The organism is Oribacterium sinus (assembly GCF_963553175.1).
Classification (GTDB): Bacteria; Bacillota; Clostridia; order Lachnospirales; family Lachnospiraceae; genus Oribacterium; species Oribacterium sinus_B.
The window spans coordinates 19,456-35,232 of record NZ_CAUVME010000028.1; the positions used below are offsets into that span (position 1 = coordinate 19,456).

A 15,777-nucleotide genomic window follows, 5' to 3' on the forward strand; every position below is an offset into this window, starting at 1 on the left:
ATAGAGTGATTCACGGCAGAATAAAATATTGTATTTAAGGGAGAAGTCGAAAGGCTCCTCTCTTTTTTGAAATTTAATCATAAATATGAATATTCATTTTTGTGATTGGATAATAGTAAAAATGCGATTATAATAGGCAGCAAAGGAGGTGATTCCGTGGAATATGAAAGTGAAAATAGATTGATTTTTAAAGATGTAGATGACTTTGAAGAGCTTCGTGCGATGAATCAGGAATTAACTTTTTCAGCAATGAAAGAGAGCTTTCAGAAAAGGGAACTTCCTTTTTCAGAAGAAAAGTTTACTTCCTTAGGCCTGCTGAATCCTGAGGATAAGCAATTTACCAATCTGGCATGGATTCTTTCAGATCAATGTCAACATACCCTGAAGATTGCCGTATTTGACGGAGAGGACAAAAGTATATTCAAGGATAGAAGGGAATTTTCAGGATCAATTTTCCGACAATTAGAGGAGGGCTATGCCTATCTACAGCTGGTGAATCGAACTGCGGGAAGATTTTCAGACTTAGAAATGAGTGATTTAACAGACTATCCTGAAGAAGCTTTGCGGGAAGCTTTGTTGAACGCCATGATCCATAGAGATTATAGTTTTAGAGGAAGCATTATTATCAATGCAAATGATGCTTATATGGAATTTATTTCTCTCGGCGGTTTACTGGCAGGTCTGAGTAAAGAGGATATTTGCAATGGGATTTCTTTACCCAGAAATAAAAAGCTTGCAGAGCTTTGCCTTCGTTTAAAGTTGATTGAGTCCTATGGTACAGGAATTGGAAAGATGTATCGAGCATATAAAGACTGCGATCAAAAACCGGAGTTTATCATTACTTCTAACACTTTTAAAGTAATCTTACCCAATAGAAATAGTGAGCCGAAAGTGAGCAAGAAGGATAAGAAAGCAAAGAATTCTTGCTCTTATCTTTCCGTTCCTTTGGATATGGGACAGATGCTTCTGATGGAACAGCAAAGCAGCTATAAAGCGCTCTCTTTACAGAAAAAAACCGTGCTCTCGTATCTTTTGGAACATAAGAGTATGAGTGAAAAAGAACTACAGGAGCTCCTACAGATTAGAAAGACAAGAGCCTACTTGTTGAGTCGAGAGATGCAGGAGGAAGGCCTGATTGTGATTGAAGGAAGAGGTGAGAAGAAGAGTTTTCGCTTGCCGAATTGAAGAAAGCAATACTATTGAGTACTTCGGATTTTGTGTCTACTTTTGAAAAGTAAGATGAGTAAAAAACATGCTGTATGTCTACTTCTGAAAATACATAATAGTTAAAAGTGTGGCCAGTGTCCACTTTTGAAAAAAGAAAAAAAGGAAAAACATTTTTCGTGTCTACTTTTCTTGACTGCTACAATAAATTTAAGATTCTTAAATGGAAGCTCAAGTTCAAATAAAAATTAACCTATCGCAAGTTTTGACTGATTAGAGGAAATAGATGGAGGTATATATGCCGGAAAATAAAAATCTCGTCATAATTGGTAATAGTGACATACAGAATATGATTTACACATTTCGAGGGAAACAAGTAATGATAGATAGGGATTTAGCTAGCTTGTATCAAGTTCAAACAAAAAGACTTAACGAGCAAGTAAAAAGAAATTCAGGTAGATTCCCAGCAGAATTTTGCTTTAAGCTTTCTGATAAAGAAAAGGATGAACTGGTCGCAAATTGCGACCGGTTCAAAACGCTGAAACATTCCTCATCAAATCCTTATGCATTTACTGAACAAGGAATTGCAATGCTTTCCGCTGTTCTGAAAAGTGACATTGCGGTAGAGGTGAGTATTAAAATTATGAATAGCTTTGTGGAGATGAGAAAATTTCTTCTTTCAAACAAAGAGATGTTTGCTCGTCTTGATAGAGTAGAGTTAAAGCAATTAGAAACAGATCAGAAGTTGGAAGAAGTATTTAATTATATAGCGACTAATACTGAAGTAAAACAAAATATCTTTTTCGACGGGCAAATATATGATGCTTTCAGTTTTATTGTAGGGCTTGTCCAAAAGGCTAAGAAAGAAATAATCCTAATTGATAACTATGTGGATGTACATACTTTAAATATTCTGTGCAAGAAAGATAAAGGTGTAGACATCATTGTTGCAACAGCCGGCAAAGGGAGCTTATCGACAAAAGATATAACGAAATTTAATGCTCAATATCCAAAACTTTTGATTAAAACTACTACAGATTTTCATGATAGATTTTTAATTATAGATAAAACTGAAGTCTATCATATTGGAGCATCAATTAAGGATGCAGGGAAAAAGAGTTTTGGAATTACTAAGATAGAAGATAAAGATTTGATTAAAAATCTTATAAATAAGGTGAGGTAGTGAAATGGCGAATTTATAATTATAAGTTCCAATATCCTAAAAAACGGTAGTTTATTATAATTCTAATACCTTAAAAACGGTAGTTTATAGCGTTTTAATTCTCCTAAAAACGGTAGTTTGTTACACTTTTAATCTTCTGAAAACGGTAGTATACTATATTTAACCATGGAAGATAGGGAATATCATGATTTGTGGAGATAAGCTATGTTTAAAAGGAAAGCATTTGACAAACTAAAATATTGGAAAGAAAAAAAGGCACCGAAGTACTCTGTCCTTTTAGAAGGAGCAAGACGAGTTGGAAAGTCAACGATTGCCGAGGAATTTGCAAAACAGGAATACAAATCCTACATTAAGGTGGATTTTGCCAATGTCAGGAAAGATGTTTTGGAGGTATTTGAGGATATAGCAGATCCGGATATCTTTTTTCTCCGCTTACAGACCGCAACCGGCATAAGCTTGTATAAAAGAGAATCGGTCATTATCTTTGATGAGATTCAGCTCATGCCCAAGGTTCGCCAAGCCATAAAATATCTGGTCGCAGACGGAAGATACGATTACATAGAGACCGGATCCTTAATCAGTATCAAGAAAAATGTTAAAGATATCGTGCTTCCCTCCGAGGAAATAAAGATACCCATTTATCCGATGGATTACGAAGAATTCATGTGGGCAATCGGAAATGATACTTATCCTGTTTTGAGGGAATTATACCAGCGTGGTAAGGCAGTGGGGAATTCCTTAAACAGAAAACTGATGCGGGATTTTCGGATTTACATGGCTGTGGGAGGAATGCCCCAGGCAGTGGAAGCCTATGTGGGGGGAAAGAATTTCCGGGAAATTGATGAAGTAAAGAGAGAAATCATTAATCTGTATAACGATGATTTTTTCAAAATTGATGGCACAGGGCTGATCGGAAGAATGTATGACTCGGTTCCTACTCAGCTGGCAACAGGCAAAAGAACTTATGTCATCTCTGCGGCAACCGGGAAAAAGAAGATTAATAAAGATTTAGAGCGGCTGCATGATTTATTGGATTCAAAGACTGTAGTGGCTTCCTACAATGTCCTTAATCCAAGCATTGCATTAGCTCAAACTAGAGATAATGAGACCTTTAAGCTGTATTTGGCAGATACGGGCTTATTTACCACCATGATTTTTAATTCTTCCAAAGAGACGAATGAGAATATTTATAACAAGTTATTGAGTGATTCTCTTCCTGCGGATTTAGGATATTTATATGAAAATGCTGTAGCGCAGATGATTACGGCTTCCGACCAAAGTCTTTATTATCATACTTGGAAACAAGATAAGACTTATTATGAGATTGATTTTTTGCTTAGTACAAAAACGAAATTCATTCCCATAGAGGTAAAATCCTCCGGTTTAGGCAGTCATAAATCGATTATAGAATTTCAAAAAAAGTATTCTAAATATATTTCGAAGGAAATTCTTTTGTCCCAAAAGGATATCGGTAATGTGGAGATGCTAAAGCTTTATCCTATTTATATGCTACCGTTTATTCTGGAAGAACTGTAAAGGGGATATCAACAGGAGCTAAGATTTAGCTGCATTGGATGAAATGCTCCATTGCTCTCACACAGTAATTGGTAAAAATATTGTAATAATATTCAGCTTTACATATGGCTTAATTCCATGTAAATTGCCAGCATAGCGGATTTTTATGCTGTAAGAGTGGAGCTTTCGGAAAACGGCTTCATCATTGCTCTGTCAAACACCGGAAAAGAAAAGGAGAGAACTATGCAAATGAATAATGTGGATTTTGAAACTTACTTTAAGAACTACCCGGATGCCAATGGCTATTTCGGAAAGTATGGCGGAGCCTACATTCCTGAGGAATTAAAGAAGGCTATGGCGGAAATCGACCATGCCTACCAGACGATTTCCAAGTCCAGAAAGTTTATTGCGGAATTAAGAAGAATCCGTAAGGAATTTCAGGGTAGACCCACACCCATTTCTCATTTGGAAAGACTCTCCGAGAAGATTAACACTGGGGTACAGCTCTATGTAAAGCGTGAGGATTTAAATCATACCGGTGCCCACAAGTTAAATCACTGCATGGGCGAGGTGCTTTTGGCAAAGTACATGGGCAAGAAGAAGGTGATTGCGGAGACCGGTGCGGGACAGCACGGTGTAGCTTTAGCTACCGCAGCAGCCTACTTCGGTATGGAATGTGATATTTACATGGGGGCTGTGGACATCAAGAAGCAGGCGCCAAACGTAGCCAGAATGAAGATTCTGGGTGCAAGAATGGTGGAGGTGAAGGAAGGCCTGGCGACTCTGAAAGAGGCAGTGGATGCTGCATTTGCCGCCTATATGAAGGAGTATAAGGATGCCATCTACTGCATCGGTTCCGTGGTTGGCCCTCACCCCTTCCCTATGATGGTGAGAGATTTCCAGAGCGTGGTGGGTATCGAAGCCAGAGAGCAGTTCCTGGAAATGACGGGAGAGCTGCCGGATGCCATCGTAGCCTGCGTAGGCGGCGGTTCCAATGCCATGGGACTATTCTCCGGCTTCTTAAATGACCCTGTGACCATCTACGGTGTGGAGCCTTTGGGAAGAGGCACCGCTCTTGGTGACCATGCAGCCAGCCTTACCTACGGAGAAGAGGGAGTTATGCACGGCTTTAACAGTATTATGTTAAAGGATGAAAAGGGCGAGCCTGCACCGGTATACTCCGTTGCCAGCGGTCTGGACTACCCATCCTCCGGCCCTGAGCATGCCTTCTTACATGACCTTGGCAGAGTGAAGTACGATGTGGTTAATGACGACGAAACCATTGATGCTTTCTTCACCCTTTCCAGAATGGAAGGAATCATTCCTGCCATTGAAAGCTCCCACGCAGTAGCTTACGGTATGAAGCTGGCAAAGCAGATGAATAAGGGCTCTATCCTTATCAACCTTTCCGGAAGAGGAGATAAGGATATGGACTATATCTTAGAGAGATATGGGATCAGATAAATATGAGTGATTTACAAGATTTAACAAAAGAGTTGTTAAAAGACAAAGAATTTAAAGCCGAATTTGAAAAATTAAAAGCTGAACGTGAACGAATCTTCTCTTTAAAAGAGCAAGGAAAGGAAGATGGTCTTAGTTCGAATTCAGTAGAAGTTTAAATATCTTTTAACATATAAAGGGTCTGAAATAGACAATCTCTCAGCTAAGTAAATCTTGAAGCGAGCGAAGCCCATTTTCAGACCCAATATAATTGGTGAGTGATGTATAGGTATTTATTCTATAAACGATACATATCCTCTATATTAATCAGCTTGCAGTTTTTTGCATTATCTCTGACATAATCAGTAAATCCTCCCAGAGAGAAAATACAGATTAAGGGATGTGTGGCGGGAATGTATTTAATCTTTTCTAAAAGCTTTTCATATTCCGCCTTGTCAAAGGGAGAATTCTTAAACTTACATTCACCAAGGAGAAGGATATTCTTGCCACTTTTTCCCAGTAAATCAATTTCTATAGGGATAAGCTCTTTTGATTCGTTTTTAACGGTGTCTTGAAAGTCTGTTATTGCCGTAAGGATAGGGAAATCATCCTTCCCGGCATGGAGCATTAGAAATTCCTTGGCAATCTTTTCGAAAATTTTACCCATAAAATCATGCAGATTGTTTTTTACATGGGCGTAGTAATAAGCGGCACCATTTCCTGCATTAATCAGACTGGTGGCTCGGTTTACATAGCGAAACCAAAATTCTGTCATGCTGTCATTTAAAACATAGTACGGTTTCTTTGACATTCTTTTTTCTAAAATTTCTGCATTGCATAGAACTTTTAAGGGGTAGTTGATGTCCTCGGTTCCTACAAATCCTCCAATTTCGTTATACTTGGTGTGACCTGTGGCTACAGCAGATATAATGGAGTTATAGAGTCCCGGGTTTTGTCTTTCGCTGCTGACAATCGTTTTAATCTGTTCTTCGGAGAAATATCCTCCAATCGAATAGAATTGTTCCAAGATATTTTCTTCCAAGGATAGACCGGGATCGAATTGTTCTATATATTTGGCTACGCCGTTCGTTAGTCCATAGGCAATCGCCTTGTCCTCCAAACTGTATTTTTCTAAGAACTCTGCTGTTTCCAAATAGTTAAAGGGCTTAAGTTTAAGTTCCAGATTACTTCTGCCATGTAAAGGCGCAGATTCTGCCAGAACCTCGTCCTTCATAAAGCTTACAAGAGAGCCGCAGAGGATAAAGAAAAGTTGTGTAGACTTCCATTTGGTATCAATAACCTTCTGTAAGACAGATTGAATATAGGGGCATTGCTTGGCAAGATAGGGGTATTCATCAATAAAGAAGATGATTCGTTCTTTTTCTGCCGATTTTCCGATATATTCGAAAAGGGTTTCAAAACTGTTAAAGCTGATATTTCCTAACAGTTCCGGAGCCAATGCGCTAAGGACTGCCTCTGTCATTAAGGAAAGTAATTCCGTTTCTCCCCGTTCTACAGAGGTAAAGGAAATGCATTTGCAATCTTGTTCTTGCATAAACTTATTGATTAGCATGGTCTTTCCGATTCTTCTTCTACCGTAAAGAACGGTCATCATAAATCCCCGAAGTGCAAATTTTTTACGGAGAATTTTTAGTTCTGCCTGTCTTCCTCGAAAGATTTCTGTCATCATTTTTGGCTTTTTCCTTTCTATACTATAATCGATGGTAGTGTGCAAAATAAATAGTTTAAAAATATTTTAGTAAAATTCATTTCGGTGAAATCAATTTCAGTGAAATTCATTTCAGTAAAATACATTGTATAGGATTTATTGGAAAGTGCAAGAGGGAGGAAAAATAGAGATAAAGGAAAAGTGAGGATATAGAATAATTCTTATATTTATTTTCGTACTAATATAATATACAATATTAGTACGAAAGTAGGTGAGATAAATGATGAGCATAGAGAATATTGTGGATGAATCGGGAATTTTACTGGCAAAAGATGCTATAGAAGCAGGCATACCCAAATATATCTTATATAGGTATATAAAAGAAAAAAAGTTTGAAAAAGTGGCGTATGGAGTTTATGTTTCTCCGGAGACGTGGGAAGATGATCTCTATATATTATCTCTACGTTGTCCCCAAGGTGTATATTCTCACGATGAGGCACTATATTATCATGGCTTAATTGATAGGGAGCCCATGCAAAGAACCCTTACAATTTATACTGGGTACGGTACGTCGCGCTTGGTTGCGGATGGGATAAAGGTATTTACAGTAAAGAAAGAGCTGATGGATATCGGTAAAGAGTATGTCAAAACATGTCAGGGTCACGAGATTCCAATTTATAACCTAGAGCGTACAATATGTGACTTGATGCGATCGAAAAGTAGATTCGAGATACAGGATTTCCAAACAGCCTTAAAGACATATGTTGCAAGAAAGGATAAGAAACTGAATAAACTTATGGAGTATGCGCAAGTTTTTCATGTGGACAAAAAAATTAGAGAGTATATGGAGGTGATGTTGTAATTCTACATGGCAAAGTGAAAAAAACTGATTGACAGTTCTACTGCTTTATGGTATTTTAGCAATGTTCTGAATTTATTCAGGATGCGCTGATGTAGCACAGTCGGTAGTGCGTCGCATTGGTAGTGCGGAGGTCACGGGTCCGATTCCCGTCATCAGCTTTTTCTTAACTGCGGAAGACTGGCTTGTTCAGCTTCCGCTGATTTTTTATCAGGGTTTTTCTCATTTTTACAGGAGGGAGTTCTTTATGGAAGCAAAGATTAACGTGGAATATCCCGTAATAGACGTTTTTGCCACCGGGAAAAACATTGAACGTTTACGGAAGGAAAAGGGCTTGAAGGTGAAGGATATAGCCTTTTTTATGGGATTCTTAGAGCCACAGGCCGTGTATAAGTGGCAGCAGGGGAAGGCTTTGCCCAGCTTAGACAATATGTTTGCATTGAGTGTGCTCCTGGAAGTGCCCATGGAGGAGATTTTGGTGAGGAAGTCCGGAGACAGCCTGGAAAAGGACAAACACCTGGCGGCATAAAATTTATTTTAAGGAATTACAGAAAACTACTCGAAATTTTGAGAAAAATAGGTATAATAGATAGGTTCAGTAAAGAAGCGATTAGTAGGAGTGTGGAATGGAAAACATAATGAAACCAGTCTTGGAAGTGAAAGAGTTTGTAGAGGAGCAGGGATATGCTCGTTTCGTTTGTGATTCTTTAGCAAAGGGAGAGGCTACGGTTCTCGGGAATTCCTTAAGAAGAATTCTGCTTTCTTCTATGCCCGGATCTGCTGTCAGTGAAGTAAAGCTAGATAGTGTCTATCATGAATTTTCTTCTATTCCCGGGGTAAAGGAAGACGTATCCGAAATCATTATGAATTTGAAGAATCTGGCACTTCGTTATACCGGTAGCGGAGAGGAGCCTGTGATGGCCTATGTGGATTACATGGGAGAGGGCGTAGTCAAAGCTTCCGATATTAAGGTGAGTTCCGAAGTGGAAATCATGAATCCCGACCTTGTCTTAGCACATTTATCCGGTAAGGATGCCAAGATTTATATGGAAATGAAGGTCAGCAAGGGAAAGGGCTATGATGGAGCCAACACCAGAGATCACAGCGATCTTGCTATCGGCGTGATTGCGGTAGATGCAATTTATTCTCCTGTAAAGAAGGTGAATGTCTTCGTGGAAGAGAAGGGGAATACAGAGCGTTTGATTCTGGATGTGACTACCGACCGGACCATGATGCCGGAGGAGGCCGTATCTTTGGCAGCTCGCATCCTACAGACCCATTTGCAGCTCTTTATGCACATGGATACCTCTGCAAAGGAGCAGGGTGCTGCTGTTTCCAGTCAGGAGGCAGGAAGGGACGAGTTGAATAAGAGCATTGATGAGCTGGAGCTCAGTGTTCGTTCCTACAACTGCTTAAAGAGAGCGGGAATCAATACGGTGGAAGACCTTTGTGCCAAGACTATGGATGACCTGATGAAGGTGAGAAACATGGGAAGAAAGTCTTTGGATGAGATTTTAAATAAGTTGGAAAGTATGGGATTGTTCCTGTCTTCCAAGGCGGATTAATAGTATGGGCATCGCTTTGCGATGCCCTATTTTTTTAGCTTTTTTTAAAATTCTATGGTATGATAGCGAGGAAAATTTAAGGCCAAGATTCTTGGAGAAGAAAATGGATGGAAAGAAGAAAGCAATTTTGGACTGAGCAAAGGAAGAGGGAATACATCCGGGAGGCTGAGGATAACCTTTTCATTGTGGCGGGCCCGGGGACAGGGAAGACCACCCTTCTTTCAAAAAGAATATTAAATCAGATTATGGGCGGTGAAAGGCTTTCCCATTTTCTTTTGCTGGCCTTTACGGATGAGGCGGTAGCGGAATTTAAACAAAAGATAAAAAAGCATTTGTATCGGGAAATTGCGATTAACAAAGAAATGAGTCATCGTTTAAAGCGAAAGGTATATGGCATTGACAGTATGCATATCACCACTTTCCGAGACTTTTGCCTCTATGTTATTCATGTAAAGGAGCATTTTCAGAAAGCTTGGAAGAGGGAACAGTACATCGGAGAGGTGGAAAAAAATGCCTGCCTACAGGAAATCAGGAAAGCAGTGCAAAAAACTACGGAACTTAAGTCTACGGAATCAGAATATTCTTTTATGCCTTTGGAGGAACAATGCTATAGAATATTGAAAGAAAATCCCAAGCTTCTGCAGATTTTACGACGGGATTTTACCAAGATTTACGCGGATGAATTACAGGATTTGAACCAGACCCAGCTGGACATTCTTCTCCTTCTGTCCACGGATAAGAAGGGGAAAATGCGGCATAATTGCCTTTTTATGGTGGGAGATCCCAGACAAACCATCTATCAGGAGGAAGAAGCGGAACGACAGGTTTTCTTCCAAATGAAGCGGCGCATGGAGAAAAAACGGAACGTTAAAGTTCTTTATCTCAATGAGAATTATCGTTCCAATGCGGAGCTGGTAGAGTGGATTAATCGACATTTTCGGAAGAGAATGCCCGCCTATCATGATATGAAGGCTTGCCAAAGGCCCGAGTTTTTGCAAAATTCTCCTCTCCACGGTGTTTTCCACTATCCTTCGGAAAAGGATAGTCTAAGCACTTTGCAGGATTTGATGGGGGCATTGTTAAAGTCTTACCCGGATTTAAGAGATAGAGATTTTCTGATTTTATCCAATGACAAGGAGAAAGAAGCGGATTACAAAGAAGTCTTGAAACCCTTTGGCTTTTCGGAAGCTTCCTTGGATCACATGGTTTTGGATGCCCATGCTTCCAAGGGCTTAAATTCGAATATTGTGATTTTGATGGAAACCGGCGGAAACAGCTGTGCGGAAGCCAGATCCAAGTATACCAGTTTGGAATATGTGGCAGTAACAAGAGCAAAGCATGCCCTCATTTTCCTGGAAGGAAAAGGGGAGGAACAGTGGTTTTGCGATAGTCTTTACAATATGGAAGAGCTAAAAGAAATCCCCTTTCCGGAGCCTTAGCTTCCCTGTAGCCTTTAGGGCCGGGGCGCTTAGGATAGGAAGAGGGGATTTTTTATTTTTAACCACGACTGTTGATGAAAGACAAGAAATTGTGAATGCAAGCTTTAAGCTATGAGCTAAAGTATAAGCTGTTTAAGCCTTGGAAAGAAGTATAAGCTGGAAGGCGTGATACGCCAGATTCAGCGGTTCAGGCAGAAATTTATCCACCAAAGCTTCAATAATGACTTCAGCGCCAAGCTTCTGCTTTAACTTCGGATTCATCTTCTTGTTCCCGCGAAATTCCTGAACAATTTCCTGACTGGAAGGGAGAAGATGAACATAGATACTATCCTTCTTGGGAAGCTGTTCTGCCAGAAAACGGACATTGCTATAGGGAATCTTACGAAGGCTTTCTAAAATTGCCTGTTTAGAGCCTTTAAAAAAAATTCGAATGCCTGATGTTGCAGGATAAATCTGAATTCCGCAAATCTGGGGGTGACTGGCTAATATTTGACTTAAGATTTCTTCCTCCTGAGAAGTAATCCGGCTTACTCCTAAACGAATTCGGAAGGAAGCATCATTTTCATGGACTAACTGGTAAAACATGGAAATTTTTTCTCCTTTTCATTGCTGATTCTATGGACTCTATACTATAAAAATAGTTTGTTACAACTAAGTATCTTTTGTATTATACCCTAAATTTTGATTTCTGCATCAAAAAGACAAGACATTTCTTTTTTTCCTTTAGATTTTTACATTCCTTTTAGAATTTTTTCTAAAGAATTGAAATACAAAGCCTGGTTTTTGTGCTATAGTTTTGCCATTGTAAAGAAATCGCAACGATTTACGCAATGAATGAATGGAATCATGGATTGTTGCGGGACAGAAAGGAAAAGAGAATAGTATGAGAGAAGTACAAAACATTATTATTGGATTTGGTAAGGCCGGAAAAACATTGGCAGGCTATCTGGTTAAAAAGGGGGAGAAGACGGTTTTAATCGAGGAAAATCCCCTTCGTTATGGAGGTACCTGCATTAACGTGGCTTGTATTCCTTCAAAGTCTTTAGAGAATAGCGCCAGAGAGTCCGCTGCACTGGGGGGAGAATTCTCCGAGAAGGCGGAGCGTTATCAGAAGGCTATTGAGGAGAAGAGAAGACTGACCCATTTCCTGAGAGGAAAGAATCTGGAAAAGGTACAGGGGGCCGGTGTGGAGGTCATTGACGGCAGAGCCTCTTTCCTGGATGAACACCGTATTCTGGTGGAAAGTGCTAAAGGAGATGAGGAAATCCGGGGAGAGCGTATCTTTGTTAACACCGGAGCTAAGACCATTATCCCAAAGATTGCCGGAGTAGAAAGCTCTAATAGAGTATATACCAGTGAAAGCATGATGGAGTTGGATACTCTGCCTAAGAACCTTGTAATTATCGGCGGGGGCTATATCGGTTTGGAGTTTGCCTCCTACTATCAAAACTTCGGTTCTACTGTGACCATTCTTCAGGATAGCAATGACTTTATCCCCAGAGAAGACCGGGAAATGGCCAAGGCTATCGAGGACAACATGGAAAAAATGGGCATTACTCTGTGCAAGGGCGTAACAGTACAGGAAATCAAGGATCAGGAAAAGGAAAGCTTGATTCTGTTCCAGCAGGGAGGAGAAGGAAAGACCATTACCGCTGATGCGATTCTGGTAGCCACCGGAAGAAAGCCCAATGCGGAAAATCTTGCACTGGAGAAGGCAGGTCTTTCCTTGACGGAAAGAGGAGCCATTCCTGTGGATTCTTCTTTAAGAACAAAAGTACCCCATATCTTTGCTATGGGAGATGTGACCGGAGGAATGCAGTTTACCTATATTTCCCTGGACGACTTCCGTATCGTAAAGGCAGCTTTAGAGCAGGAAGCCAAGGGCGAGGGAACTGCTCTTCGCAGCACAGAAAACAGAGGGGCTATCCCTTACTCCGTATTCCTGACGCCCGCCTTCTCCAGAGTGGGTATTACGGAGGAAGAAGCAAAGGCACAGGGCAAGCAGTATCGAGTGGCAAAGCTTCCGGTAGCGGCTATTCCCAAGGCGCAGGTTTTACGTCAGACTGCAGGCCTTCTGAAGGTGATTATTGAAGAAGGAAGCAATCTCATCTTAGGGGCTCATCTTTATTGCCCGGAAAGCTATGAGATGATTAACCTGATTAAGCTGGCTATGGATCAGAAGATTCCGGCAAATGTGCTGGCGTCTCAGATTTATACACACCCCACGATGACGGAAGCTTTTAACGATCTTCTGGGGTAAGGGGATGCTGAATTCATTATAAAGATTTGCTCTGATGACGTATGGTCTGTAGTGGGGCACGCTCCCGCTAACTTCGGCTTTGTATTTAGTCATGCTCTTCTTCAATGTATTCTAAATATTCTTCTTCGGTAGCGAAACGCATGATTTGTGTACCGACCTTTGCAACATAGCTATAATTTTCGTAATACATAAGGAACCTCCTGATAGTATGAATGAAAAAGGAATGAAGGGGTAAAGAAAGAGGAAACTTCGAAAGGAGTTTCTTTTTTCTTTTAAAGATGTTCTCGGAGTGCTTTAGACATCTTGTTTGTATGGATGTATTATGACACTTCAATAGGGTGATAAAACGGACTTGATAATGGTAAATGCTTATTATTTTCTATGGAGATGAAAGAGACAAGAAATGACTTTTTAGAGAGTCGGAAAGTATTCCGGGACTTACTGAATTTTTTTGAAAAGGAGGGCGGAAATTCGAAAGAAATGCATTATATAAATTTCCGGCTTAGCCGATAAATAATCTAGCGATGGTTATTTTACCTATCTACAAATAGAAGAGGAAGGAAAAAAATGGCAATTCATATTCAAGATTTTGCAGGAAAAGAGCAATTTCAATCCATTTTATGCAATTGGGCTAAAGGAACAGGATTGGAAGCAATGGTACAGTCAGTAGACGGAAAAACCGTATACTATGCTGACGGTGAGGAGAGAGAGCCAGGGAAGGCAGACGCTTTAGATCGCAGATCCCAAGAATTTGGCTCTTCTTCTATTCAGTGTGAACTCCAGTATGATGGAGAAAAAGTGGCAAGCCTTTATCTGAAAGAGGATAAGGACGGAGACAGAGATAGACAGGAGGCTGCATTAAAGCTTCTTTGCCTCACTCTCGAAGAGTTCGTAAAGGCAGAAAGCAGCGTTGGACGTTTTGAGGAATTTGCAAGCCGTCTTTCCGCAGGAATTACCGAAACCCAGAGTTTGGTAAAGGAAATCAGAAAGAGCACCAACGATTTAAAGAGCATTCAGAGCAGACAGAAGATTCTTGCTTTAAATGCAAATATCGAGGCGGCAAGAGCCGGAGAACACGGCAAGGGCTTCGGTGTGGTAGCAGATGAGGTTGGAAGACTTTCCGACTCCAGCTCCGCAGTAAATGAGAAGATTTCTTCTGTAGTTAAGAGAATTGCTGAAGTTGTCAGCAGCTTAAGCGGAGAAGAATTAGAAGAGCAGGCGTAAGGCCTAAGGGAAATACCATCAAAAAAAGAATAGTGAAGCGTTTTTTCTTCGAAGGATAGGGAAGAAGGAATAGCTTACAAAACAAAATGTGAAAAAGAAGCGAGGGAAACTTCGCTTCTTTTTTAATTGTCATATGGGAGAAGTTTTTTACGATATGATGATGTATCTGTCAATACAAAGTTATAAATCTATTTTTGATGTTATAAAATTATTTAGCGTTAAATTTTAGATAGACAGTTTGGATAATTCGTACAAAATGCTATAATATTCGCAACAATAATTGTGAATAATGAAAAAATACAATAGGAGGATGGTATGCGTATTCTAGATGAAGTCTATGTAGGAAAAAAGGAAGAACTAAATAAAAAATTTGCTTTATTAGCGAATTTAGCACAAGATGAAATGTGGACGTTTAGAGCAATCAAAGATACAGATCCATTTAAAATAATGAGAAACTATTTTTTTTATACATATAATCGCTTAAGTGAAGAGAATAAGTTATTGCTTTCTACGGATGAGCAGTATCTTAGTATGAATACCGGTCTTTTAACAAAATATGATCAAGAAATTGTAGCGCTCTTTGCGAAGAATGAAAGGGATGGTTCTAAGCAAGCATGGTATTTCGTCGGCTTTTTTAAAGAGAATGATAAACAGTTTACCAGTCATTTTTCTGAAATACCTAAAATGGCTAATTATTATAAAAATGCCAGTGATCTTATTTACGATAGTAATTTAGAATTGAGATTACAGAAGGAGCATATTATAGATGATAATTTTATTAGATTTTCTAATGTTGGATTTGACAACAAAGAGCTTATAAGTGTTTTTTTGGATGTAGCAAAAGGGAAATTAGAGAAAAAGTTAAAAAGAAATTTTAAATTGGCATTACCCTTCTACTATCATAATACGGAGACAAAAGAAGACAAAATACAGCTTTTGGCTCCACTTTACTTTCCCTCAGCTCCGGTGAAACTTGCCTTGGTTATTAATAAGGTCAAAACCGAGATGAGAGAGTACTATGAAGGAATAACGATATTACCGGTAGAGTTAGCATATATGAATTCCCGTTTAATTGTAAAGCCGGATGAGGAGTGGGCTAGGATAATGGATGAAGTAGATAGTTTAAGTGAAGAATTAGCTATTGACAAAGTGGAATAATGCCGATAGTATAAATGTGATAATTTAAATGTATGTTTAGCAGAGGTTCATCCTATTGACTAAACAAGAATCTAATTAAAGAATAAGCAATATAATTAAAAAAGCTAGTTAAAAACATCAAAAATAATTGCAAAAAATTTAATGAAAACCATGAAAAGTAATTAGAAAATCCTAATTAAAAACAGTAAAATAATTAAAAACTACTTTTGAAAAGATTTCTAAGGAATTTCCTTAGGAATCTTTTTGTTGTGCGCCTAGCGGCGCACGTTTCTAACGGGTTAAAGTCCCGAATCCGCCCGGT

Annotated in this window: 14 protein-coding genes and 1 tRNA gene; 13 read left to right on the forward strand and 2 right to left on the reverse strand. The window is 39.3% G+C overall.

What is annotated here, in order from left to right; translation table 11 throughout:
• The first annotated feature begins 156 nt into the window (after positions 1-156).
• From RYO92_RS08195 to RYO92_RS08215, 5 genes are all read left to right on the forward strand, one after another.
• The gene (locus RYO92_RS08195) at positions 157-1,185 is read left to right on the forward strand and encodes an ATP-binding protein (RefSeq protein ID WP_315370067.1); all 1,029 of its coding nucleotides are present in this window, start codon (positions 157-159) and stop codon (positions 1,183-1,185) included.
• Positions 1,186-1,462: 277 nt separating this feature from the next.
• Positions 1,463-2,347 carry an ORF6N domain-containing protein gene (locus tag RYO92_RS08200; RefSeq protein ID WP_315370068.1) on the forward strand — a complete coding sequence of 295 codons (885 nt, stop codon included), beginning with the start codon at positions 1,463-1,465 and terminating at the stop codon, positions 2,345-2,347.
• A gap of 204 nt (positions 2,348-2,551) precedes the next feature.
• The gene (locus RYO92_RS08205) at positions 2,552-3,883 is read left to right on the forward strand and encodes an ATP-binding protein (protein WP_315370069.1); all 1,332 of its coding nucleotides are present in this window, start codon (positions 2,552-2,554) and stop codon (positions 3,881-3,883) included.
• A 237-nt stretch (positions 3,884-4,120) separates the two neighbouring features.
• On the forward strand, positions 4,121-5,326 hold the full coding sequence (trpB, locus tag RYO92_RS08210) for a tryptophan synthase subunit beta (RefSeq protein WP_334308580.1): 1,206 nt from the start codon (positions 4,121-4,123) through the stop codon (positions 5,324-5,326).
• Between the two features lie 2 nt (positions 5,327-5,328).
• Entirely contained in the window at positions 5,329-5,481 is a 153-nt protein-coding gene (locus tag RYO92_RS08215; RefSeq protein WP_315370071.1) for a hypothetical protein, read from the forward strand.
• A gap of 119 nt (positions 5,482-5,600) precedes the next feature.
• Here RYO92_RS08215 and RYO92_RS08220 read toward each other — a convergent pair whose 3' ends face one another.
• On the reverse strand, positions 5,601-6,992 hold the full coding sequence (locus RYO92_RS08220; protein WP_315370072.1) for an ATP-binding protein: 1,392 nt from the start codon (positions 6,990-6,992) through the stop codon (positions 5,601-5,603).
• A 259-nt stretch (positions 6,993-7,251) separates the two neighbouring features.
• On the opposite strand from RYO92_RS08220, the gene RYO92_RS08225 reads away from it, so the two are divergent.
• The 5 genes from RYO92_RS08225 to RYO92_RS08245 all read left to right on the forward strand — a co-directional run bounded on the left by RYO92_RS08225 (position 7,252) and on the right by RYO92_RS08245 (position 10,834).
• Complete coding sequence (locus RYO92_RS08225; RefSeq protein WP_314670512.1) at positions 7,252-7,833, forward strand: type IV toxin-antitoxin system AbiEi family antitoxin domain-containing protein; 582 nt, start codon at positions 7,252-7,254, stop codon at positions 7,831-7,833.
• A gap of 85 nt (positions 7,834-7,918) precedes the next feature.
• Positions 7,919-7,991, forward strand: a tRNA-Thr gene (locus tag RYO92_RS08230).
• 86 nt (positions 7,992-8,077) lie between these two features.
• On the forward strand, positions 8,078-8,359 hold the full coding sequence (locus tag RYO92_RS08235) for a helix-turn-helix transcriptional regulator (RefSeq protein ID WP_315370073.1): 282 nt from the start codon (positions 8,078-8,080) through the stop codon (positions 8,357-8,359).
• Positions 8,360-8,456: 97 nt separating this feature from the next.
• A complete protein-coding gene (locus RYO92_RS08240; protein WP_183684520.1) occupies positions 8,457-9,395 on the forward strand; it encodes a DNA-directed RNA polymerase subunit alpha in 939 nt (312 codons plus the stop codon).
• Between the two features lie 107 nt (positions 9,396-9,502).
• Positions 9,503-10,834, forward strand: a complete 1,332-nt coding sequence (locus RYO92_RS08245; protein WP_315370074.1) for a UvrD-helicase domain-containing protein — start codon at positions 9,503-9,505, stop codon at positions 10,832-10,834.
• A gap of 132 nt (positions 10,835-10,966) precedes the next feature.
• Here the strand turns inward: RYO92_RS08245 and RYO92_RS08250 are convergent, their stop codons facing one another.
• The gene (locus RYO92_RS08250; RefSeq protein ID WP_315370075.1) at positions 10,967-11,419 is read right to left on the reverse strand and encodes a hypothetical protein; all 453 of its coding nucleotides are present in this window, start codon (positions 11,417-11,419) and stop codon (positions 10,967-10,969) included.
• Between the two features lie 298 nt (positions 11,420-11,717).
• Here RYO92_RS08250 and RYO92_RS08255 point away from each other — a divergent pair, with 298 nt between their 5' ends.
• The 3 genes from RYO92_RS08255 (at position 11,718) to RYO92_RS08265 (ending at position 15,476) form a co-directional block, all read left to right on the forward strand.
• Positions 11,718-13,094 carry an FAD-dependent oxidoreductase gene (locus RYO92_RS08255; protein ID WP_315370076.1) on the forward strand — a complete coding sequence of 459 codons (1,377 nt, stop codon included), beginning with the start codon at positions 11,718-11,720 and terminating at the stop codon, positions 13,092-13,094.
• A 567-nt stretch (positions 13,095-13,661) separates the two neighbouring features.
• On the forward strand, positions 13,662-14,318 hold the full coding sequence (locus RYO92_RS08260; RefSeq protein ID WP_314999770.1) for a methyl-accepting chemotaxis protein: 657 nt from the start codon (positions 13,662-13,664) through the stop codon (positions 14,316-14,318).
• 315 nt (positions 14,319-14,633) lie between these two features.
• The gene (locus RYO92_RS08265) at positions 14,634-15,476 is read left to right on the forward strand and encodes a DUF3825 domain-containing protein (protein ID WP_315370077.1); all 843 of its coding nucleotides are present in this window, start codon (positions 14,634-14,636) and stop codon (positions 15,474-15,476) included.
• The last annotated feature ends 301 nt before the right edge of the window (positions 15,477-15,777 follow it).